Source organism: Acidovorax temperans (genome assembly GCF_028596105.1).
Classification (GTDB): Bacteria; Pseudomonadota; Gammaproteobacteria; order Burkholderiales; family Burkholderiaceae_C; genus Acidovorax; species Acidovorax temperans.
In genome coordinates this window covers 4,028,514-4,051,417 of sequence record NZ_CP117193.1, presented here as the reverse complement: position 1 = coordinate 4,051,417, position 22,904 = coordinate 4,028,514, and the positions used below count along the sequence as shown (strand labels likewise).

17 protein-coding genes and 6 tRNA genes are annotated in these 22,904 nt (G+C 60.8%); 22 read left to right on the top strand and 1 reads right to left on the bottom strand.

Translation table 11 applies throughout. The annotated features are described in order from the left end of the window. The first annotated feature begins 60 nt into the window (after window positions 1-60). The 22 genes from PQV96_RS18950 to PQV96_RS18845 all read left to right on the top strand — a co-directional run bounded on the left by PQV96_RS18950 (window position 61) and on the right by PQV96_RS18845 (window position 22,559). Complete coding sequence (locus tag PQV96_RS18950) at window positions 61-696, top strand: TetR family transcriptional regulator (RefSeq protein WP_273625284.1); 636 nt, start codon at window positions 61-63, stop codon at window positions 694-696. Between the two features lie 64 nt (window positions 697-760). Then, window positions 761-836, top strand: a tRNA-Arg gene (locus PQV96_RS18945). A 67-nt stretch (window positions 837-903) separates the two neighbouring features. Then, window positions 904-989, top strand: a tRNA-Tyr gene (locus PQV96_RS18940). Window positions 990-1,044: 55 nt separating this feature from the next. Then, a tRNA-Gly gene (locus PQV96_RS18935) sits at window positions 1,045-1,118 on the top strand. Window positions 1,119-1,173: 55 nt separating this feature from the next. Next, a tRNA-Thr gene (locus tag PQV96_RS18930) sits at window positions 1,174-1,248 on the top strand. A gap of 74 nt (window positions 1,249-1,322) precedes the next feature. Next, window positions 1,323-2,513, top strand: a complete 1,191-nt coding sequence (tuf, locus tag PQV96_RS18925; RefSeq protein ID WP_207373633.1) for an elongation factor Tu — start codon at window positions 1,323-1,325, stop codon at window positions 2,511-2,513. Between the two features lie 13 nt (window positions 2,514-2,526). Further along, window positions 2,527-2,602 (top strand) — tRNA-Trp (locus tag PQV96_RS18920). Between the two features lie 90 nt (window positions 2,603-2,692). Beyond that, window positions 2,693-3,079 (top strand): preprotein translocase subunit SecE, encoded by a 387-nt coding sequence (secE, locus tag PQV96_RS18915; protein WP_273623886.1) that lies wholly within the window; start codon window positions 2,693-2,695, stop codon window positions 3,077-3,079. After that, the gene (gene nusG, locus PQV96_RS18910; RefSeq protein ID WP_273623885.1) at window positions 3,076-3,669 is read left to right on the top strand and encodes a transcription termination/antitermination protein NusG; all 594 of its coding nucleotides are present in this window, start codon (window positions 3,076-3,078) and stop codon (window positions 3,667-3,669) included. The genes secE and nusG overlap by 4 nt, the downstream gene beginning before the upstream one ends. A gap of 129 nt (window positions 3,670-3,798) precedes the next feature. Beyond that, window positions 3,799-4,230: a 50S ribosomal protein L11 gene (gene rplK, locus PQV96_RS18905; protein WP_044397362.1), complete on the top strand. Its 432-nt coding sequence runs from the start codon at window positions 3,799-3,801 to the stop codon at window positions 4,228-4,230. Beyond that, a complete protein-coding gene (gene rplA / locus PQV96_RS18900) occupies window positions 4,231-4,926 on the top strand; it encodes a 50S ribosomal protein L1 (protein ID WP_015012232.1) in 696 nt (231 codons plus the stop codon). A 233-nt stretch (window positions 4,927-5,159) separates the two neighbouring features. Next, entirely contained in the window at window positions 5,160-5,666 is a 507-nt protein-coding gene (gene rplJ, locus PQV96_RS18895; RefSeq protein ID WP_044397358.1) for a 50S ribosomal protein L10, read from the top strand. 42 nt (window positions 5,667-5,708) lie between these two features. Then, window positions 5,709-6,086 (top strand): 50S ribosomal protein L7/L12, encoded by a 378-nt coding sequence (gene rplL / locus PQV96_RS18890; RefSeq protein WP_005797571.1) that lies wholly within the window; start codon window positions 5,709-5,711, stop codon window positions 6,084-6,086. Between the two features lie 289 nt (window positions 6,087-6,375). Beyond that, a complete protein-coding gene (gene rpoB, locus PQV96_RS18885) occupies window positions 6,376-10,488 on the top strand; it encodes a DNA-directed RNA polymerase subunit beta (protein ID WP_273623882.1) in 4,113 nt (1,370 codons plus the stop codon). Between the two features lie 131 nt (window positions 10,489-10,619). After that, window positions 10,620-14,852 (top strand): DNA-directed RNA polymerase subunit beta', encoded by a 4,233-nt coding sequence (gene rpoC / locus PQV96_RS18880; protein ID WP_273623880.1) that lies wholly within the window; start codon window positions 10,620-10,622, stop codon window positions 14,850-14,852. A 150-nt stretch (window positions 14,853-15,002) separates the two neighbouring features. Beyond that, on the top strand, window positions 15,003-15,539 hold the full coding sequence (locus PQV96_RS18875) for a hypothetical protein (RefSeq protein ID WP_273623878.1): 537 nt from the start codon (window positions 15,003-15,005) through the stop codon (window positions 15,537-15,539). Between the two features lie 91 nt (window positions 15,540-15,630). Further along, window positions 15,631-17,091, top strand: a complete 1,461-nt coding sequence (gene rsmB / locus PQV96_RS18870) for a 16S rRNA (cytosine(967)-C(5))-methyltransferase RsmB (protein WP_409855592.1) — start codon at window positions 15,631-15,633, stop codon at window positions 17,089-17,091. Between the two features lie 10 nt (window positions 17,092-17,101). Next, window positions 17,102-17,701, top strand: a complete 600-nt coding sequence (locus PQV96_RS18865; RefSeq protein ID WP_420482214.1) for a DUF4390 domain-containing protein — start codon at window positions 17,102-17,104, stop codon at window positions 17,699-17,701. A 26-nt stretch (window positions 17,702-17,727) separates the two neighbouring features. After that, window positions 17,728-20,019, top strand: coding sequence for a sensor histidine kinase (locus tag PQV96_RS18860; protein ID WP_273623876.1), 2,292 nt, complete (start codon window positions 17,728-17,730; stop codon window positions 20,017-20,019). A 204-nt stretch (window positions 20,020-20,223) separates the two neighbouring features. After that, complete coding sequence (locus tag PQV96_RS18855; protein WP_142085642.1) at window positions 20,224-20,904, top strand: response regulator; 681 nt, start codon at window positions 20,224-20,226, stop codon at window positions 20,902-20,904. Window positions 20,905-20,956: 52 nt separating this feature from the next. Continuing rightward, a tRNA-Phe gene (locus PQV96_RS18850) sits at window positions 20,957-21,032 on the top strand. 171 nt (window positions 21,033-21,203) lie between these two features. Beyond that, window positions 21,204-22,559: a tyrosine-type recombinase/integrase gene (locus tag PQV96_RS18845; protein ID WP_270174445.1), complete on the top strand. Its 1,356-nt coding sequence runs from the start codon at window positions 21,204-21,206 to the stop codon at window positions 22,557-22,559. Here the strand turns inward: PQV96_RS18845 and PQV96_RS18840 are convergent. Continuing rightward, window positions 22,495-22,785 carry a helix-turn-helix transcriptional regulator gene (locus PQV96_RS18840; RefSeq protein WP_270174444.1) on the bottom strand — a complete coding sequence of 97 codons (291 nt, stop codon included), beginning with the start codon at window positions 22,783-22,785 and terminating at the stop codon, window positions 22,495-22,497. The two genes, PQV96_RS18845 and PQV96_RS18840, sit on opposite strands and share 65 nt — an antisense overlap. Window positions 22,786-22,904: the final 119 nt, after the last annotated feature.

Below are 22,904 nucleotides of genomic sequence, written 5' to 3'. Positions count from 1 at the left end.
TGTATAATTGAATGGTGACCGCGGATTTTCGGGTTGCCGTTAAAGAAATGGATGGTGGAGATGGCGCGCAGGACCAAGGAAGACGCAGCTGCGACACGCAATGGATTGATTGATGCGGCCGAGCGTGTGTTTTGTGAAAAGGGCGTGTCGCGGGCTTCGTTGAGTGACATTGCCTCGGCGGCGGGGGCGACGCGCGGGGCGCTCTACTGGCACTTCAAAGACAAGGTCGATCTGTTTAACGCCATGATGGATCGCGTGACGCTGCCTTTGGAGGAGGGCTGTGCTCAGTTCTCGTGTCTTGCGAGTGGCGATCCTGTGGGGCGTCTGCGTTCGGTGATGGCGTTCGTTTTGGGGGTTGTGGCATCGAATGCCCAGGCCCGGCGTGTGTTTGAAATTGCCATGTACAAAGTTGAGTATGTGGAAGAGATGGCTGCTATCCGGGATCGGCACATTGCTGCGTCGGGTGCTTTCACGGCGCAGCTTGCCAAAGACTTCGCTTTGGCGGCTGAAGTGAGTCCATTGCCGGTCTCTCTGTCTCCGCATGAGGCTGCGGTTGCTTTGCATGCTCTGTTTGATGGGCTCATTCAAAACTGGATCTTGTGCCAGGGGGCGTTTGATTTGGTGAAGGTGGGTGCGAGTGCGACCGACGCCTTTTTGTTGGGCCTGGGTCTCAAATGGTGTGATGGCGCGGTTTGATGTTCCAGTGTCGTTGTTGTTGTGTGCTTGCGTGCAATAATGTTGGGCTTGCACGTCAATTAGCGCGGCTGTAGCTCAGTGGATAGAGTATTGGCCTCCGAAGCCAAGGGTCGTGGGTTCGATCCCCGCCAGCCGCGCCAAATCTTTTGTCTTTTCGCCGATTTTTGTGGGTGTTGATGAAAGTCGTGCTAGAATTCGAAATTCTTCGGAGGGGTGCCCGAGTGGCTAAAGGGGGCAGACTGTAAATCTGTTGGCTTACGCCTACACTGGTTCGAATCCAGTCCCCTCCACCAAATTTAGTGAGTGGCTTGTCAGTCTGACGAGCTTCGCAGAGGCTGAAAAGCCAATGCGGGAGTAGTTCAATGGTAGAACCCTAGCCTTCCAAGCTAATGACGCGGGTTCGATTCCCGTCTCCCGCTCCACTTTTTTGGTTCTTTGGTTTTTCGTCTGTCATTATTTTTTGTGATGATCAGATTTGCCCATGTGGCTCAGTGGTAGAGCACTCCCTTGGTAAGGGAGAGGTCGCGGGTCCGATTCCCGCCATGGGCACCATTTGAAGGTGCGTCCGGTTCTGGTTGCGCCGAGATCCTGTTGTTTTGAGATAGATATTTTTCGGAGTCGGAAAAATGGCAAAAGGAAAATTCGAGCGTACCAAGCCCCACGTCAACGTGGGCACGATCGGTCACGTGGACCATGGCAAGACGACCCTGACGGCTGCTATCGCAACCGTGCTGTCTGCCAAGTTCGGCGGCGAAGCCAAGAAGTACGATGAAATCGACGCAGCGCCCGAAGAAAAGGCACGCGGCATTACCATCAACACTGCCCACGTTGAATACGAAACCGCTAACCGCCACTACGCTCACGTGGACTGCCCCGGCCACGCTGACTATGTGAAGAACATGATCACTGGCGCCGCTCAAATGGACGGCGCCATCCTGGTGTGCTCCGCCGCTGACGGCCCAATGCCCCAGACCCGTGAACACATCCTGCTGGCTCGCCAAGTGGGCGTGCCCTACATCATCGTGTTCCTGAACAAGTGCGACATGGTGGACGACGAAGAGCTGCTCGAACTCGTCGAAATGGAAGTGCGCGAACTCCTGGACAAGTATGACTTCCCAGGCGACGACACCCCCATCGTGCGCGGCTCCGCCAAGCTGGCTCTGGAAGGCGACAAGGGTCCTCTGGGCGAACAAGCCATCGACAAGCTGGCCGAAGCTCTGGACACCTACATCCCCACGCCTGAGCGTGCAGTGGACGGCGCTTTCCTGATGCCCGTGGAAGACGTGTTCTCCATCTCCGGTCGCGGTACCGTGGTGACCGGTCGCGTTGAGCGCGGCATCATCAAGGTCGGCGAAGAAATCGAAATCGTGGGTATCCGCGAAACGCAAAAGACCACCTGCACTGGCGTGGAAATGTTCCGCAAGCTGCTGGACCAAGGTCAAGCTGGCGACAACGTGGGCCTGCTGCTGCGCGGCACCAAGCGCGAAGACGTGGAACGCGGCCAAGTGCTGTGCAAGCCCGGCTCGATCAAGCCCCACACCCACTTCACCGCTGAAGTGTATGTGTTGAGCAAGGACGAAGGCGGCCGCCACACTCCCTTCTTCAACAACTACCGTCCTCAGTTCTACTTCCGTACGACTGACGTGACTGGCGCCATCGAGCTGCCAGCCGACAAGGAAATGGTGATGCCTGGTGACAACGTGTCGATCACTGTGAAGCTGATCAACCCCATCGCCATGGAAGAAGGTCTGCGCTTCGCTATCCGTGAAGGCGGCCGTACCGTGGGCGCTGGCGTGGTTGCCAAGATCATTGCTTAATTAGCGTGTTCGTAGGGGTATAGCTCAATTGGCAGAGCGTCGGTCTCCAAAACCGAAGGTTGTAGGTTCGATTCCTACTGCCCCTGCCACTTGAATGTGGCTCAAACAAAGCCCGCCAGGATCTGGCGGGCTTCGGTGTCTTGTGTGATGCCGTGTGAAATGAAGTGGAAATATTAAACATGGCTGCCTCACAGGTTGAAACCGTCAGTTCGGGTGCAGACAAGGCGAAGCTCTTTGCTGTTGCTGCCTTGGTCGTTGCTGCTGTTGCCGGCTTTTATTTCTTGGCAAAGCAAGGTGTCTATGTTCAATGGGGCGTCTTGCTGGTTGGCTTGGTGGCAGCGGCAGGCGTATTCCTGATCTCCGAGTCCGGTCGTCAGTTTGTTGCTTTCGCCCGTGATGCATGGCGCGAAGTCAAAAAGGTGGTGTGGCCTACGCGCAAGGAAACACTGCAGATGACTGCTTATGTGTTTGCCTTCGTTGTCATCATGGCGCTTTTTCTGTGGTTTACGGACAAAACCCTGGAATGGGTTTTTTACGACCTCATTTTGGGATGGAGAAAGTCATGACAATCGATGCTGTGATGGTAGATGGTGGTGCTTCGGCGCCTGCGGCGTCTTCTAATCCTGATTTGCGCTGGTATATCGTCCATGCCTATTCAGGCATGGAGAAGGCTGTAGAGCGCAATATTCTTGAGCGTATTGGCCGCGCAGGAATGCAAGACAAGTTTGGTCGCATTCTCGTTCCCACCGAAGAGGTGGTGGAGATGAAAAACGGCCAGAAGAAAACAACTGAACGCCGACTGTTTCCGGGCTATGTCTTCGTCGAGATGGTCATGGATGACGATACGTGGCACTTGGTAAAGCACACCAACAAAGTGACGGGTTTTGTCGGCGGTGCGAAGAATCGCCCTGCCCCGATCTCTGAAGAAGAGGTGCAAAAGATCGTTAGCCAGATGCAGGAAGGCACTGACAAGCCTCGCCACAAGATCGAATTCATGGTGGGTGAGTTGGTTCGTGTCAAAGAAGGCCCATTCACTGACTTCAATGGTTCGGTGGAAGAGGTCAATTACGAGAAGAATCGTCTGCGTGTGTCGGTGATGATCTTTGGTCGTTCGACTCCTGTGGAATTGGAATTTGGTCAGGTTGAAAAAACCTGATCTGAAAGTGGCCCTCGCATTTTTCGGCTCAATGCGAGGATTTGTTTGATGAGTCGTTAACCCCGGGGAGCCGGTTTTCGTACGCGACGGTGCACGAGAGCTGGCGTTACAACCCGCAAGGAGCAAAACATGGCGAAGAAAATCGTCGGTTTTATCAAGCTGCAAGTTCCAGCTGGTAAGGCCAACCCATCCCCACCAATCGGTCCTGCACTGGGTCAACGTGGTCTGAACATCATGGAGTTCTGCAAGGCGTTCAATGCCCAGACCCAGGGCGTTGAGCCAGGTCTGCCACTGCCCGTGGTGATCACTGCGTTTGCCGACAAGAGCTTCACCTTCATCATCAAGACGCCACCAGCGACGACCTTGATCAAGAAGGCCATCAAGCTCGAAAAGGGTTCTTCCAACGCGCTGAAGACCAAGGTAGGCAAGATCACACGCGAACAGCTCGAAGAGATCGCCAAGACCAAGATGAAGGACATGAATGCTGCTGACGTGAACGCCGCTGTGCGCACGCTGGCTGGTTCTGCTCGCTCGATGGGCGTGACGGTGGAGGGTTTGTAAATGGCCAAGTTGACTAAAAAGCAAAAGGCCCTGCAGGGCAAGGTAGACAGCACCAAGCTGTACGCTTTCGCTGATGCCGTGGCTTTGGTGAAGGAAGCAGCTACTGCCAAGTTCGATGAATCCATCGACGTGGCTGTGCAGCTCGGCATCGACGCCAAGAAGTCTGACCAAGTGGTGCGCGGCGCTGTGGTGCTGCCCAACGGCACAGGCAAGACAACTCGCGTTGCCGTGTTTGCACAGGGTGCCAAGGCTGAAGAAGCCAAGGCTGCCGGCGCTGACGTGGTTGGTATGGACGACCTGGCTGCCATGGTCAAGGCCGGTGACATGCCTTTCGACGTGGTGATTGCTGCTCCCGACGCGATGCGTGTGGTGGGTACGCTGGGTCAAATTCTGGGCCCACGCGGTCTGATGCCTAACCCCAAGGTTGGCACAGTGACTCCCGACGTTGCCACGGCTGTGAAGAACGCCAAGGCTGGTCAGGTGCAGTTCCGTGTCGACAAGGCCGGTATCGTGCACAGCACCATTGGTCGCCGTTCGTTCGACAACGAAAAGCTCCAGGGTAACCTGGCTGCGTTGATCGACGCGCTGAACAAGGCCAAGCCTGCTTCGAGCAAGGGTCTGTACCTGCGCAAGGTGGCTGTTTCCTCCACGATGGGCGTTGGCGTCCGCGTGGACACACAGTCCATCGCAGCGTAATTGCAAGAAATCTTCGGGTCTTTCGCGAGGCCCGATGTGGTGGGCTGGGAGTGCTGCACAAGAACTCCCAGGCCATCCAAGACCGTTGGTGTGCGCTGCTGCACTTAATCCGTTAGAGGGCCAACGCAGATGGCGATCCCGCTGCAGATGGAATTCGTTCCGAAACAGTTGGTCGCTGCAACAAGAGCGTGCATGAGGGTGAAAACCTGATTGCGCAAATGAAGGAGTAGACCTTGAGTCTTAATCGCAGTGAGAAAGAAGCGGTCATTTCTGAAGTGACCAGCCTCGCCGCAAAAGCTCAAACGCTTGTGATCGCGGAATACCGTGGCATCACGGTCGCCGACATGACCAAACTGCGCGTTGAAGCACGCAGCAAGGGTGTGAGCCTGAGTGTTCTGAAGAACACCCTGGCCCGCCGTGCTGTGGCTGGCAGCCAGTTTGACGTGGTGGCCGACCAGATGACTGGTCCCCTGATCTATGGCTTCTCCGAAGATGCCGTGGCCGCCGCCAAAGTGGTGGCCGATTTCGCGAAGACCAACGACAAGTTGGTGATTCGCGGCGGTGCTTTCGGTGGCAAGGCCCTGGATGTCAACGGCGTTAAGCAACTGGCCAACATTCCTTCCAAGGAAGTGTTGCTGGCCCAGTTGTGTGGCTTGCTTATGTCGCCTATTTCCCGCACCGCAGTGGTGTTGGGTGCCTTGGCGGCGAAAAAAGGCGAAGGCGAAACTGCCGCTGCTTGATAGCAGTGCAGTCACGTGTTAACCAATTGTTAGGAAATCAAAATGGCATTCGATAAAGACGCATTTCTGACCGCTCTCGACAGCATGACGGTCCTGGAACTCAATGACCTGGTGAAGGCCATTGAAGAGAAGTTTGGCGTGAGCGCTGCAGCCATGGCTGCTCCTGCTGCCGCTGGTGGTGGCGCTGGCGCTGCTGCTGCTGAAGAAAAGACAGAATTCAACGTGGTGCTGACCGATGCTGGCGCCAACAAGGTTTCCGTCATCAAGGCAGTGCGCGAAATCACTGGTCTGGGCCTCAAGGAAGCCAAGGACCTGGTGGACGGCGCTCCCAAGAACGTCAAGGAAGGCATTGCCAAGGCAGATGCCGAAGCCGCTGTCAAGAAGCTGGTGGAAGCCGGCGCCAAGGCCGAACTCAAGTAATTCGGTTCCTTTCAAGGGCTGGAGTGCTCCTCAAGGGCCTCCAGCCTTTGGCGCTTTCAGAGCGCACTCGAAAACCGGCTTGGCTCTTCATTCAAGGGCCTTGCAAACAGCCCAGGTTTTCGAGTGTCTTCTGACAACCCCGACAGCAGAAGATACCTTGGTTCGGGTGATGTGCAACGCATCGCCGTCCGCCATGGTTGGTAGTGGCCAACCGCCAAGCCCGCACAGGAACGCACCTTGCGGGTCAGTCGTCGAAGACCCAGGACTCATGTCTTTGCCCGGAGATCTCATGGCCTATTCTTACACCGAACGCAAGCGAATTCGCAAAAGTTTCGGCAGCCGCGATAGCGTGCTCGAAGTTCCTTACCTGCTGCAGATGCAGAAGGATGCGTACACCGCTTTCTTGCAGGCTGATACGCCCCCCCAGAAACGAACCATCGAAGGGCTTCAGGCCGCTTTCGACGCAGCTTTCCCTATCGTCTCTCACAACGGTTTTGTGGAGATGAAGTTCATTGAGTACAACTTGGCCAAGCCTGCCTTTGATGTACGTGAATGCCAGACCCGTGGTCTGACGTTTGCGTCGGCCGTGCGTGCCAAGGTGCAGCTCATCATTTATGACCGCGAGTCTTCGACTTCGCAGTCCAAAGTGGTCAAGGAAGTGAAAGAGCAAGAGGTCTACATGGGCGAAGTGCCCCTGATGACTGACAAGGGCTCGTTCATCATCAACGGCACGGAGCGCGTGATCGTGTCCCAGCTGCACCGTTCGCCAGGCGTGTTCTTCGAACACGACAAGGGCAAGACGCACAGCTCGGGCAAGTTGCTGTTCTCCGCCCGCATCATTCCTTACCGTGGCTCGTGGCTGGACTTCGAATTCGATCCGAAGGACATCCTGTACTTCCGCGTGGACCGTCGTCGCAAGATGCCCGTCACCACGCTGCTCAAGGCGATTGGCCTGAACCCCGAGTCGATCCTGGCGAACTTCTTCGTCAACGACAACTTCCGCCTGATGGACAGCGGCGCACAAATGGAGTTTGTGCCCGATCGCCTCAAGGGTGAAGTTGCCCGTTTCGACATCACCGACAAGAGCGGCAAGGTCGTCGTCGCCAAGGACAAGCGCATCACCGCGCGCCATACGCGCGAGCTGGAGCAGTCTGGCACGACCCACATCAGCGTGCCCGAAGACTTCCTGATTGGTCGCGTCGTGGCCCGCAACATTGTGGATGCGGACACTGGCGAAATCATCGCCAAGGCCAACGATGAGCTGACTGAAGCCCTGCTCAAGAAGCTGCGCTCCGCTGGCGTGCGTGACCTGCAAGTCATCTACACCAACGAACTCGACCAAGGCGCCTACATCTCGCAAACCCTGCGCATCGATGAAACGGCCGATGAGTTCGCTGCGCGCGTGGCCATCTACCGCATGATGCGCCCCGGCGAGCCGCCGACGGAAGACGCCGTGCAGGCCCTGTTCCAGCGCCTGTTCTACAACCCGGACACGTACGACCTCTCGCGCGTGGGCCGCATGAAGTTCAACGCCAAGATCGGCCGCGACGAATCCACGGGCCCCATGGTGCTGTCCAACGAAGACATCCTGGCCGTGGTCAAGATCCTCGTGGATCTGCGCAATGGCCGTGGCGAGGTGGACGATATCGACCATCTGGGCAACCGCCGCGTGCGCTGCGTGGGCGAACTGGCTGAGAACCAGTACCGCACCGGCCTGGCGCGTATCGAAAAGGCTGTGAAGGAACGTCTGGGTCAGGCTGAGCAAGAGCCGCTGATGCCCCATGACCTGATCAACAGCAAGCCGATCTCGGCTGCTCTGAAAGAATTCTTCGGCGCATCGCAGCTGTCGCAGTTCATGGACCAGACCAACCCTCTGGCCGAAATCACGCACAAGCGCCGTGTGTCCGCTCTGGGCCCAGGCGGTTTGACCCGTGAGCGCGCAGGCTTTGAGGTGCGTGACGTGCACGTGACCCACTACGGTCGCGTCTGCCCTATCGAAACGCCTGAAGGTCCCAACATTGGTCTGATCAACTCGCTGGCTTTGTACGCCCGCCTGAATGAGTACGGCTTCATTGAGACGCCTTACCGCCGCGTGGTGGACGGCAAGATCACCAACGAAATCGACTACCTGTCGGCCATTGAAGAAGGCAAGTACGTGATCGCCCAGGCGAACGCGCAGCTCGACAAGGATGGTCGCCTGACGGGTGATCTGGTGTCTGCCCGTGAAAAGGGTGAATCCATCCTCTGCAGCGCAGACCGTGTGCAGTACATGGACGTGTCTCCTGCACAGATCGTGTCGGTGGCTGCCTCGCTGGTTCCGTTCCTGGAGCACGATGACGCCAACCGCGCGTTGATGGGTGCGAACATGTCGCGTCAGGCGGTGCCTGTGCTGCGTCCCGAGAAGCCCCTGGTCGGCACGGGCATCGAGCGCGTGGCGGCGGTGGACTCCGGCACCGTGGTCACGGCCAACCGTGGCGGTGTGGTGGACTACGTGGACGCCACCCGCATCGTGGTGCGCGTGAACGACGCTGAAGCGGTGGCCGGTGAAGTGGGTGTGGACATCTACAACCTCATCAAGTACCAGCGTTCCAACCAGAACACGAACATCCACCAGCGCCCCATCGTCAAGAAGGGTGACAAGCTGGTCAAGGGCGACGTGATTGCGGACGGCGCTTCGACCGACTTTGGCGAAATCGCCATCGGCCAGAACATGCTGATCGCGTTCATGCCCTGGAACGGCTACAACTTCGAAGACTCGATCCTGATCAGCGAGCGCGTGGTGGCTGAAGACCGCTACACCTCGATCCACATCGAAGAGCTGGTTGTGATGGCCCGCGACACCAAGCTGGGCGCCGAGGAAATCACACGCGACATTCCGAACCTGTCGGAGCAGCAACTGAACCGCCTGGACGAGTCCGGCATCATCTACGTGGGTGCTGAAGTGCAGCCTGGCGACACGCTGGTGGGCAAGGTCACGCCCAAGGGCGAAACCACGCTCACGCCTGAAGAGAAGCTCTTGCGCGCCATCTTCGGCGAGAAGGCTTCGGACGTGAAGGACACCTCGCTGCGTGTGGACCAGGGCTCGTCGGGCACCGTGATCGACGTGCAGGTGTTCACCCGTGAAGGCATCCAGCGCGACAAGCGCGCCCAGCAGATCATCGACGATGAACTCAAGCGCTTCCGCCTGGACCTGAACGACCAGCTGCGCATTGTGGAAGCCGATGCGTTTGACCGTATCGAAAAGCTGCTGACTGGCCGCGTCGCCAACGGCGGCCCACAGAAGCTGGCCAAGGGCACGAAGATCGACAAGGCCTACCTGTCGTCGGTGGAGAAATTCCACTGGTTCGACATTCGCCCTGCCGAAGACGAAGTCGCGACCCAGCTCGAATCCATCAAGAACGCGCTGGAGCAAACCCGCCACAGCTTCGACCTGGCTTTTGAAGAAAAGCGCAAGAAGCTCACGCAAGGCGACGAGCTGCCTGCGGGCGTGCTCAAGATGGTCAAGGTGTACCTGGCCGTCAAGCGCCGCTTGCAGCCTGGTGACAAGATGGCTGGCCGCCACGGTAACAAGGGTGTGGTCTCCAAGATCGTTCCGGTCGAAGACATGCCTTACATGGCCGACGGCACCCCTGCCGACATCGTTCTGAACCCGCTGGGCGTGCCTTCGCGGATGAACATTGGTCAGGTGCTGGAAGTCCACTTGGGCTGGGCTGGCAAGGGCATTGGTCAGCGCATTGGCGACATGCTGCAGCAAGAAGCCAAGGCTTCTGAACTGCGCGCCTTCCTGGAAGAGGTCTACAACTCGCGTGGCCGCAAGGAAGACCTGTCGCAGCTGTCGGACGAAGACCTGATGGCCATGGCGCAGAACCTGACGGCCGGCGTGCCTTACGCAACGCCAGTGTTCGACGGTGCTTCGGAAGAAGAAATCAAGGACATGCTGAAGATTGCATACCCTGATGACATCGCCGAACGCAAGGGCCTGACGCCTACCCGCACGCAAGCCTATCTGCACGACGGCCGCACGGGTGACCGCTTCGAGCGTCCCACAACCATCGGCTACATGCATTACCTGAAGCTGCACCACTTGGTGGACGACAAGATGCACGCCCGCTCGACTGGTCCTTACTCGCTCGTCACGCAGCAGCCGCTGGGTGGTAAGGCGCAGTTCGGTGGCCAGCGTTTCGGGGAAATGGAAGTGTGGGCGCTGGAAGCGTACGGCGCCGCCTACGTGCTGCAGGAAATGCTGACCGTGAAGTCCGACGACGTGGTGGGCCGTACCAAGGTGTACGAGTCCATCGTCAAGGGCGAACACGCCATCGAAGCCGGCATGCCGGAATCGTTCAATGTGCTGGTCAAGGAAATTCGTTCCCTGGGCCTGGACATCGAACTCGAACGCTCCTGAACAGGATCGGGATTATTAAAAAAGTGAGCTGCTAGCGCTTGTTGATAAAGGCTTTGCGTATGTTTAAGCATCCAAAGCCCCGTGTATCAAGCGCTGGTAGCTATGATTTTTGACGAAAAGGAAAGAGTCACATGAAATCGCTACTCGACCTGTTCAAGCAATTCACGCCGGATGAGCACTTTGACGCCATCCGCATTGGCATGGCCTCGCCCGAGAAGATCCGTTCGTGGTCTTTCGGTGAAGTGAAGAAGCCCGAAACCATCAACTACCGTACGTTCAAGCCCGAGCGCGACGGCCTGTTCTGCGCCAAGATTTTTGGTCCCATCAAGGACTACGAATGCCTGTGCGGCAAGTACAAGCGCCTGAAGCACCGCGGCGTGATCTGCGAGAAGTGCGGCGTTGAAGTCACACAGACCAAGGTGCGCCGCGAGCGCATGGGCCACATCGATCTGGCCGCGCCTTGCGCCCACATCTGGTTCCTGAAGTCGCTGCCATCGCGTCTGGGCCTGGTGCTGGACATGACCCTGCGCGACATCGAACGCGTGCTGTACTTTGAAGCCTACGTGGTGACCGACCCCGGCATGACCCCGCTGAAGAAGTTCAGCATCATGTCCGAGGACGACTACGACGCCAAGCGCAAGGAATACGGCGACGAATTCATCGCCAAGATGGGCGCTGAAGGCATCAAGGACCTGCTTGAATCCATCGACATCGACCTGTCGATCGAGAAGCTGCGCGGCGACCTGACCGGCTCCGAAGTCAAGGTCAAGAAGAACGCCAAGCGCCTGAAGGTGCTCGAAGCGTTCAAGAAGTCTGGCATCAAGCCCGAGTGGATGGTGCTGGAAGTGCTGCCCGTGCTGCCCCCGGACCTGCGTCCGCTGGTGCCGCTGGACGGCGGCCGTTTCGCCACATCCGACCTGAACGACCTGTACCGCCGCGTCATCAACCGCAACTCGCGTCTGCGCCGCCTGCTGGAGCTGAAGGCCCCTGAAATCATCGCCCGCAACGAAAAGCGGATGCTGCAAGAGGCTGTCGATTCGCTGTTGGACAACGGCCGCCGTGGCAAGGCCATGACCGGCGCCAACAAGCGCGCACTGAAGTCCCTGGCTGACATGATCAAGGGTAAGTCGGGCCGCTTCCGCCAGAACTTGCTGGGTAAGCGCGTGGACTACTCCGGTCGTTCCGTGATTACCGTGGGCCCAACGCTCAAGCTGCACCAGTGCGGTCTGCCCAAGCTGATGGCGCTGGAGCTGTTCAAGCCATTCATCTTCTCGCGCCTCGAAGCCATGGGCATCGCGACGACGATCAAGGCCGCCAAGAAGGAAGTCGAATCCGGCACCCCCGTGGTGTGGGACATTCTGGAAGAGGTCATCAAAGAGCACCCCGTGATGCTGAACCGTGCGCCTACGCTGCACCGTTTGGGTATCCAGGCCTTTGAGCCCATCCTGATCGAAGGCAAGGCCATCCAGCTGCACCCCCTCGTTTGCGCGGCCTTCAACGCCGACTTCGACGGTGACCAGATGGCTGTTCACGTGCCGCTGTCGGTGGAAGCGCAGATGGAAGCCCGCACGCTGATGCTGGCCTCCAACAACGTGCTGTTCCCCGCCTCGGGCGAACCCTCCATCGTTCCTTCGCAGGACGTGGTGCTGGGCCTGTACTACGCCACCCGTGACCGTATCAACGGCAAGGGCGAAGGCCTGGTGTTTGCTGACACCGGTGAAGTGCAGCGCGCTCTGGACGCCGGCGAAGTGGAACTGGCCGCCCGGATCACCGTGCGCATGACCGAGTGGACCAAGGACAAGGAAACGGGCGAATTCGTGCCTTCGACCTCGCTGGTGGAAACCACCGTGGGCCGTGCACTGCTGTCCGAGATCCTGCCCAAGGGCCTGCCGTTCTCGTACATGAACAAGGCGCTCAAGAAGAAGGAAATCTCGCGCCTGATCAACGTGTCCTTCCGCAAGTGCGGTCTGAAGGAAACGGTGGTGTTCGCCGACAAGCTGCTGCAAAACGGTTTCCGTCTGGCCACGCGCGCTGGTATCTCCATCTGTATCGACGACATGCTGGTGCCTCCACAAAAGGCCAGCATCATCGAGCGCTCCGAAAAGGACGTGAAAGAGATTGCACAGCAGTACGCCTCCGGTCTGGTGACTTCCGGCGAGCGCTACAACAAGGTGGTGGACATCTGGGGCAAGGCCGGTGACGAAGTCTCCAAGGTGATGATGGCCCAGCTGTCCAAGCAGAAGGTGGTGGATCGCCACGGCAAGGAAGTGGACCAGGAGTCCTTCAACTCCATCTACATGATGGCCGACTCCGGCGCCCGCGGTTCTGCAGCCCAGATCCGTCAGGTGGCTGGTATGCGCGGTCTGATGGCCAAGCCAGACGGCTCGATCATTGAAACGCCTATCACCGCGAACTTCCGCGAAGGTCTGAACGTGTTGGAGTACTTCATCTCCACCCACGGTGCCCGTAAGGGTCTGGCCGACACGGCGCTGAAGACCGCTAACTCCGGCTACCTCACCCGCCGTCTGGTGGACGTGACGCAGGACTTGGTCGTGACCGAAGAGGATTGCGGCACTGCCAATGGTTCGCTGATGCGCGCCATCGTTGAAGGCGGTGAAGTGATCGAATCGCTGCGCGACCGTATTCTGGGCCGCACGGCAGCGGAAGATGTGCTGCACCCCGAAAACCGCTCGGTGCTGGTGCCTGCCGGCACGATGCTGGAAGAAGACCTGATCGAAGAGATCGAGGCTGTGGGCGTGGACGAAGTCAAGGTGCGCACGGCGCTGACCTGCGAAACCCGCTACGGCCTGTGCGCCAAGTGCTACGGCCGCGACTTGGGCCGCGGTGGTTTGATCAACCTCGGCGAAGCCGTGGGTGTGATCGCTGCCCAGTCCATCGGTGAACCCGGCACGCAGCTGACCATGCGTACCTTCCACATCGGTGGTGCCGCTTCGCGTGCTGCCATCGCTTCGAGCGTGGAAGCCAAGTCCAACGGCGTGATCGGCTTCAATGCCACGATGCGCTACGTGAGCAACACCAAGGGCGAGCTGGTGGTGATTGCACGTTCGGGTGAAATCATCATCCAGGACGAGCATGGCCGCGAGCGTGAGCGCCACAAGGTGCCTTACGGTGCGACGCTGACCGTGAAGGCCGACCAGGCCATCAAGGCCGGCACGATTCTGGCCAACTGGGATCCGCTGACCCGACCCATCATTACCGAATTCGCCGGTCAGGTGAAGTTCGAGAACGTGGAGGAAGGCCTGACAGTGGCCAAGCAGGTCGACGAAGTGACCGGCCTGTCCACCCTGGTGGTGATCGACCCCAAGCGCCGTGGCGCTGCCAAGGTCGTTCGCCCACAGGTGAAGCTGATCGACGCACAAGGCCAGGAAGTGAAGATCCCCGGCACCGACCACTCGGTGACGATCGGCTTCCAGGTGGGCGCTCTGATCCAGGTGCGCGACGGCCAGGACGTGGGCCCCGGCGAAGTGCTGGCCCGTATCCCTGTCGAAGGTCAGAAGACCCGCGACATTACCGGCGGTCTGCCCCGTGTGGCCGAGCTGTTCGAAGCCCGTACGCCGAAGGACAAGGGCACGCTGGCAGAAATGACCGGCACCATCTCCTTCGGTAAGGAAACCAAGGGCAAGGTCCGTCTGCAGATCACCGACCCCGAAGGCAAGGTGTGGGAAGAACTCGTGCCCAAGGAAAAGAACATCCTGGTGCACGAAGGCCAGGTGGTCAACAAGGGCGAATCGATTGTGGACGGCCCCGCCGACCCACAAGACATCCTGCGCCTGTTGGGTATCGAAGAGCTGTCGCGTTACATCGTGGACGAAGTGCAGGACGTGTACCGCTTGCAAGGCGTGAAGATCAACGACAAGCACATCGAGGTGATCGTTCGCCAGATGCTGCGCCGTGTGGTGGTCGAGAACGTTGGCGAGTCGAACTACATTGCCGGTGAACAGGTCGAGCGCTCCGAGATCCTCAACACCAACGAGGCACTGCAGGCCGAGGGCAAGATCCCCGCGACCTACAGCAACTTGCTGCTGGGTATCACGAAGGCCTCGCTGTCGACCGACTCGTTCATCTCGGCCGCTTCCTTCCAGGAAACGACCCGCGTGCTGACCGAAGCGGCGATCATGGGCAAGCGCGACGAGCTGCGCGGCCTGAAGGAAAACGTGATCGTGGGTCGCCTGATTCCTGCCGGTACGGGTCTGGCCTACCACCAGGCGCGCAAGGCCAAGGAAGCCATGGACGACGCCGAGCGCCGCGCCATTGCCGAAGCAGAAGCCGCCGAAATGGCCGCGACTGCCGACGACTCCGAGGTGGAGAGCAGCGCTTCGGCGTCTGACGCCGCTGCCGACTAAGCCCTTGGGCTTTGTCTGAAAGCGCTCCCGTCCTGCCGCTAGGTGGGCCGGGAGCGTTTTTTATTGGAACCGTCTTTCTCTTTTTCTCTGTGCTTTGGCTATTGGTGCCATGGCCCGCCAGGGCCGCGCATTGCCTTGTTTGTGCCCTGTATGTGGTCGTCCCCCCTGTTCTGGATCTTGGTTGCGGTGATGGTGTTCTGGGCGCTGGGCGCTTACAACCGCCTGGTGCGCCTGAGGGCTGCAGTGCAAGCGGCTGATACCCAGTGGCAGGAGGTGCTGCGCCGCTGGGTACAGACGTCACAGGCCTGGCGGGCGGCTGCCCCGGTGCAAGCTGCTGATTTGGCGGACGGCGCTGCCTTGGCGGCGACTGAGCGGCTGGAGCACGCGAGCCAGGTGCTGGAAGCGGCCCTGGTGGCCGCCCAGACGCAGGGTGGAGGGCGCCTGCCCAGCCACACGGAATGGGATGCTTGCCGCGCCTTGCTGGCGGCTGGGACCGACATGCTGGCCAACGCTGGCGGCACCGAGGGGGCAGAGATGGCGCCCTGGCGTGCGCAGGCTGCCGATTTGCAGGCCGTGACCACCATCGCCGCGCGCAATGCGGAGGACGCCATGCAGGCATACCAAGCGGCCATTGGCCAGTTCCCCGCCAGCGTGTTGGCGCAGGTTTGTGGCTTTGGTCCAAGGTAGCGGCGCCTCTGGCGCTACCGGCGAGCTGACCGCCCCTCTTTTTTGAAGCTGTTGCACACTGCTGCGTGCTGACTTGTCACTGGACTCCTTGATGAACCCCTCTGCCCCACGCCCCGCCCGACCCTCCCCCCGACCTGCGGCGCCGCGTGCCCAGGCCGCCGCTTCGCGCTCGCCCGCCGCCGCGTCCGGTGCGCCAGCGTCTGCAGCGCCTGCGGGCACCGGCGTGCCCTTGTGGCAGCAGCTGATGCTGGTGTGCCAGGCGTTGCAGGGCATTCGCGGAGGGCAGTCGGGTACGGCGGTGATCGAGGGCGTGGAACCGCGTCTGCGCCCCGGTGTGCAGGCGCTGTTGTTCCAGGTGCTGCGCAACCTGGGTCGGGCCGATGCACTGCGCAGCCAGCTCGTCGCCCGCAAGCCGCCCCCGGCGGCAGACGCGCTGCTGTGCACGGCGCTGGCGCTGGCGTGGGACCCGCAGGCCGCGCCCTATGAGCCCTTCACCTTGGTCAACCAGGCGGTAGAAGCCGCCAAGCGCGGCCAGGCCACGCGGGGGCAGGCCTCCTTCATCAACGCCTGCCTGCGCCGCTTTTTGCGTGAGCGTGATGCACTGGTGGCCTCCACCGACGGCGACCCCGTTGCGCGCTGGAACCACCCCGCCTGGTGGATTCGCCGGTTGCAGCAAGACTATCCGGCGGATTGGGAACGCATTCTGCAGGCCAACAACGCACATGCGCCCATGGCGTTGCGGGTCAATCAACAAAAATGCACTCTGGCGCAATACCAGCAAGCGCTAGCAGCTATCAATTTAGAAGCAAAAGTGGTGGGGCCGCAGGGCCTGGAGCTGGCACAGCCCGTGCCGGTGCAAGTGCTGCCTGGGTTTGCTGACGGCTGGGTGTCGGTGCAAGACGCTGCTGCCCAGCAGGCGGCGCCCCTGGTGCTGCAAGGGCTGGATTTGACGCAGCCCTTGCGCGTGCTGGATGCCTGCGCTGCGCCGGGTGGCAAGACTGCGCATCTGCTGGAACATGCGCCCGCGGGCTCGCCGCTGCAGGTCACGGCGCTGGAGGTGGATGAAAAGCGCAGTGCGCGCATCCATGACACGCTGGCGCGGCTGGGCTTGTCGGCGCAGGTGCTGGTGGCCGATGCGTCGCGCCCCCAGGACTGGTGGCAGTCGCAGTGCGGCGGAACCCCCTTTGACGCCATCTTGCTGGACGCGCCTTGCACCGCCTCGGGCATCGTGCGCCGCCATCCTGACGTGCGCTGGTTGCGGCGCGAATCGGATGTGGCGCAGCTGGCGCAACTGCAGCGTCAGATTCTGGAAGCGCTGTGGCCGTTGCTCAAGCCGGGCGGGCGCCTGCTGTACTGCACCTGCTCGGTCTTCAAGGCCGAGGGCGACTTGCAGATCCAAACGTTTCTTGCACACAACACCAACGCCCAGTTGCTGCCCTCACCAGGCCATTTAATTCCAGGAGTGGGGGAAAAATCCGGGCCTGTCCGGGACAATCCGGCAGGTGACCACGACGGTTTCTTTTACGCCCTGTTGCAAAAATCGGCCCATTGAGTCCCTGGTGATTCGCTGGCTGCGCTTTGTCGTGTGTTGCTGGGCCCTGTGGTGGGCCCCCGGCGCAGCTGTTTTTGCGCAGCAGGACGCTGGCGAGGCGCAGGGCTTGCGCATAGAGCGTGCAGAAGACGGCCTCTACCTGGGCGCGTCGTTCGACTTCACCTTGCCCGATCTGGCCGCGGATGCCTTGCACAAAGGCATTCCCATGTTTTTCGTGATGGAGGCCCAGGTTCGGCGCGACCGCTGGTATTGGTCGGACCGTGTGGTGGCCGAAGCCACGCGCTACCTGCGCCTGAGCTACCAGCCGCTCACGCGCCGCTGGCGGCTCAGCACCTCGTCGGTGCCGTTCACCAACAGCGGGCTGGGCGTGGTGCTGGGGCAGAACTTTGACGAGCTGGACGAAGCCCTGTCTGCCATGCGGCGGGTGATTCGCTGGCGCATTGGAGATGCTGATGTGCTGGAGCCCGACGCCGCGCACACGGTGCAATTGCGCTTCCGGCTGGACATGTCCCAACTGCCGCGGCCTTTGCAGATTGGTGCCGTGGGTCGCTCGGACTGGAGCCTGCTGGTGTTCCGCAGCCAGCGGCTACCTTCGCGCGCGAAGCCTTAATCCCGCTTTTTTCTGAGATGCCTGCTGTGCCGGACGCTTCCTCCGCCCCCCCATCCGCCTCCGCTGAAGCCGCCAGCCGCGCCTCGGTCGCCGTGCGCTGGGCTGTGGGCGTGGGCGCCGCCATCATGACGGCCATTGGCCTGGTGCTGCTGTTCCTGCTCACACTCGCCACCAACAACCGGGCGCTGTACGAGCGCAACTACGCATGGCTGTTTGGCGTCAACGTGCTGGTGGCGGCACTGCTGCTGGGGGTGCTGGTGTGGATTGGCGCCCGGCTGCTTTTGCGTTTGCGCAAGGGGCGGTTTGGCAGCCGCCTGCTGGTCAAACTGGCGGCCATCTTTGCCTTGGTGGGGCTGATGCCGGGGGTGCTGATCTATGTGGTGTCGTACCAGTTCGTCACGCGGTCGATTGAAAGCTGGTTTGATGTGAAGGTGGAAGGCGCGCTGGTGGCGGGGGTGAACCTGGCGCGGGTGTCGCTGGAGTCGCAGGCCGCCGACATGGCCGCCAAGACGCGCGCGGCCAGTGCCCAGGTCGCGCAGGGCTCATCCGCCACCGTGGGGCTGGCGCTGGAGCGCATCCGCGACCAGCTGGGCGCCACCGATGTGGTGCTGTGGAATGCCGCGGGCCAACCGATTGGCAGCGCGGGGCAGTCCCGCTTCAGCCTCAATCCCGAGCGGCCCAGCACCGCCTTGCTGCGGTCGGTGCGTGAGCAACGGGCTGTCACCCAGATCGAGGGGCTGGACGATATTGCCGACCCCAACGCCGTGCAGATGGCCCGTGTGAAAGTGCTGGTGCTGGTTACCAACCCGGGGCTGGGCCTGTTGACCGAACCCCGGTTTTTGCAGGCCACCTTGCCGTTGCCCCCCGCGCTGGTGTCCAACGCCATCGAGGTCCAGGAGGCCAACCGCCAGTATCAAGAGCGTGCGCTGGCGCGGGACGGCCTGCGCCGCATGTATGTGGGCACGCTCACACTCAGCCTCTTCCTGGCGGTGTTTGGCGCGGTGCTGCTGGCGGTATTGCTGGGCAACCAGCTGGCGCGGCCGTTGTTGGTGCTGGCCGAGGGCGTTCGGGAGGTGGCTGCAGGCAACCTCAGCCCGAAAGCGGCCTTGCAGGGCAAGGATGAACTTGGTGGTCTGACCCGGTCATTTGCCATGATGACGCAGCAGCTGGCCGATGCGCGGGCGGCGGTGGAGCAAAGCATGGTCAAGGTCGATGCTGCCCGCTCGAACCTGCAAACCATTCTGGACAACCTCACCTCCGGGGTGATCGTGCTGGGGGAGGGCGGGATCATCCGCTCCTCCAACCCCGGCGCCACCCGCATTCTTCGCGCACCCATGGCGGCGTACGAAGGCCGGCCATTGTCTGAAGTGCCTGGGTTGGCTGATTTTGCGGCGGCGGTAGAGCGGCATTTCCTGGCGTTTTTTGGTGACCGCGACCGCCACGGGCTGGACCACTGGCAGCAGCCTTTCGAGTTGCATGCATCGTCTGCTGGTGCGGGTCAGCACGCGACTAGCCTGGTGGCGCGGGGCGCAGAGCTGCCCGATGGCGCGCAATTGTTGGTTTTTGACGACATTTCAGAGATTGTTTCCGCCCAGCGCGCACAGGCCTGGGGCGAGGTCGCGCGCCGCCTTGCGCACGAAATCAAGAACCCGTTGACCCCCATCCAGCTGTCTGCCGAACGCCTGGAAATGAAGCTGTCGGGCAAGGTGCCGCCTGCAGAACAGGCCATCCTGGCCAAGTCGGTCAAGACCATCGTGGACCAGGTCGATGCGATGAAGCGCCTGGTCAACGAGTTCCGCGATTACGCGCGGCTGCCAGCGGCAGAGCTGCAGCCCCTGGACCTCAATGCCTTGATCGCCGATGTGCTGCATCTGTACGGCGAAGAAAACGCGTCAGTCCCCGTGAAAGCCGAGCTGGACCCGCGTTGTCCTCGCATCGCAGGCGATGCGCAACAGCTGCGCCAGGTCGTGCACAACCTGCTGCAAAACGCCCAGGACGCCACCATGCAGGCACGGGCAGAGGGCAAGGAAACAGAGCCTTTCGTTCGCATCTCGACCCGGTTGAGCGAGTCCTCGGGGCGGGTGCGGCTCAGCATTTCAGACAGCGGCACGGGCTTTCCTGCCCACATCCTGCAGCGTGCCTTCGAGCCCTATGTGACCACCAAGGCCCGGGGCACAGGCTTGGGTTTGGCGGTGGTGAAAAAGATCGCAGACGAGCATGGCGCCCGCATTGATCTGTCCAACCGCATGGAAAACGGCGAGTTGCGCGGCGCGCAAGTGTCGCTATCATTTGCCCCAGAAACCGCGGTGGTGTCTTAGTCACCCTCCGCACAACTCCTGCGGACTGTGTTAGTGCACACCTCGGGTGGTCGGGAAGTTGGCACCGGTGCTTGCGCATGGCGCCAACGGATCGTGGCCTCGGCACAGCCCATCCGGGCTGCAGTCCAGACTCCCGCCCAAAAGAAGCTGTGCAGAGAGTCCCATCGTTACCGCACGGCAGCATTCCTAGGCGCTTCTATACACATGGCAAATATTCTGGTGGTCGACGATGAACTTGGCATTCGCGACCTGTTGTCTGAAATCCTGAACGACGAGGGCCACAGTGTGGACCTGGCGGAAAACGCCACGCAGGCCCGCGCGGCCCGCCTCGCCAACCAGTACGACCTGGTGCTGCTGGACATCTGGATGCCCGACACCGATGGCGTGTCCCTGCTCAAGGAGTGGGCCGCCGCCAGTGTGTTGACCATGCCTGTGATCATGATGAGTGGCCATGCCACCATCGACACAGCGGTGGAAGCCACGCGCATTGGCGCTTTCTCCTTCCTGGAAAAGCCCATCACCATGCAGAAGCTGCTCAAGGCGGTGGAGCAGGGGCTGGCACGCAACCACGCGCGCCCGGCCGCTCCTGCCGCGGCAGCCCCCGCCGTCATGCAGGCGTCGGTGGATCCGAACGTGACCACATTCGCTGCCATCACCGTGCCTGTGGGCGTGGATCCCGGCCCGCATGCACACCAGGGCTTTGATCTGGATCGTCCGTTGCGAGAAGCGCGTGATGGCTTTGAAAAGGCGTACTTCGAGTTTCATCTCGCGCGTGAAGGCGGCTCCATGACCCGTGTGGCCGAGAAAACAGGCCTGGAACGCACCCACCTGTACCGCAAGCTGCGCCAGCTCGGCGTGGACTTGGGGCGCGGCAAGCGCAATTAATTTTCAGAAATTCCGTTTTACTGGAAATTCTCTGGTTATAATTTGAGGCTCAGGCCCGGTAGCTCAGTCGGTAGAGCAGAGGATTGAAAATCCTTGTGTCGGCGGTTCGATTCCGTCCCAGGCCACCATCTTTCTTTCTCAGACGATCCCAAGTCAGCTCAGAAGTCCTTGTAAATCAAGGGCTTAGCCCGAAAAGGCGGCTCAAGCGGTATCGTTTAATCTCACAAAATCCTGTTCTTGCGTGTACCCAACGGTGTACCCCAGACTGCTTTTCAACCGCAGTCATTTTTGGGTACACCATGGGTCAACTCAACGAGCTTCAGATCAAGGCGGCAGCGCCGCGTGACAAGGAATATTTGCTGGCGGACGGCGATGGTCTTTACCTTCGCGTGCGGCCGACCGGCAAGGTGTGGGTCTACCGCTACAAGCAGTTCGGCAAAGAAGCCAAGCTGACCCTCGGCCACTACCCGGTGGTCTCGCTCGCGGCGGCGCGCAAGAAGGCGCGCGCCGAGGCCGAGAAGCGCGCTGACGGTATCGATCCCCGAGAGGCGCGGCGTGTGGAAGAGGAGCGCGAGCGCGTTTCTCGTCTGAACACCTTCGAACTCACGGCCCGCGCTTGGCACGCTCAGGCGAAGAAGGATCAGGAATGGTCGGACGGCTATGCCGTCAAGGTGATGCGCCATCTGGAACTGCACATCTTTCCGTGGATCGGCGCACTGGCGATGGAAGCCATTGCCCCCACGGAAGTGGTCCGGTGCCTGCACCGCATCAAGGAGCGCGGCCATTTGGAGACGGCGCAGCGGGTGCGCGAAGCGGTGCAGCACGTGTTCCAGTATGCGGTGGATGTGGGGACGCTGGGGGCGGGGCAAAACTTCGTGAACAAGCGCACCGGCGGTTTGCCGGCGCCGCGTGCCCGCCACTACGCGGCCATTACCGATCCACAGAAGCTGGGGCAGTTGCTGCGAGACATCCAGGCCTACAGCGGCAACGTCATCACCCGTGCGGCCCTGCAGCTTTCGCCGTTGCTATTCCAGCGCCCCGGCCAGTTGCGCCTCGCGCATTGGGAGGACGTGAACCTCGACCAAGCCGTGTGGCGTTGCCCACCGGAGAAGATGAAGCTGCGGGAATGGAAGAAGCGCGACAGCCGCACGCCGACCCACCTCGTGCCATTGCCTACCCAGGCCGTCGCTATCCTGCGGGATCTTCTCCCGCTGACCGGCCCCACCGGACCGATCTTCAAGAGCATGGCCAAGCGCTCGGAGAAGACGCGCTACATGAGCGACAACACCGTCAACAGCGCCTTGCGAACGCTCGGCTACGACACGAAGGAACAGATCACGGGGCATGGCTTCCGTGCCACGGCGCGCACCCTGATCCGCGAACTGCTGGGCTGGGACCGCGAGGTGATCGAGCGGCATCTGGCGCACGTGTCGGACGAGGAGCTGGGCGGCAGCTACGACAGGACGACGCACTTCGAGCAACGCCGCCGGATGATCCAGGTCTGGGCGGACCTGCTGGATCACCTTGCTGCGGGCAAGCCGGTGGGGCCGGTGCGCGACCTGCGTCAGACCGACCCGGTGCCGCAGGAACTCAAGGAATGCTTTGCCTCGTTTGCAAGTGCTGAAAACGGGGAGGGCTTTCTGGCTGAGGCGTAGCCGTCCGATAGCCTGCTGGATCGTCGATCCATGCCTGAAGCTCGAAGCTGGACCACGCGGAAGCCCGACCTCCCAGGTGAACCGGGGCAGGAAAGCGCCCTTCCGCAACACGTCGGTAGATCGTCGAGCGGCTGAGAGCAGAGATCCGCATCACGTCGCGCAAGCGGTAGTAGGCGGGCGGAGCCTTGGAGGTGTTCGGCTTGGGGAGGGTCTGGTGGAAGAGCATGGCGATTCCTTATCGGGCAATGCCGAAAGGATGCGTCTCATCAAGGCCCAGACCAACCCAGGGGAGAGAGGCTAAGCGTACGCGGTACGAAAGTAGGGCATCCGCAGCCACGTTTACGA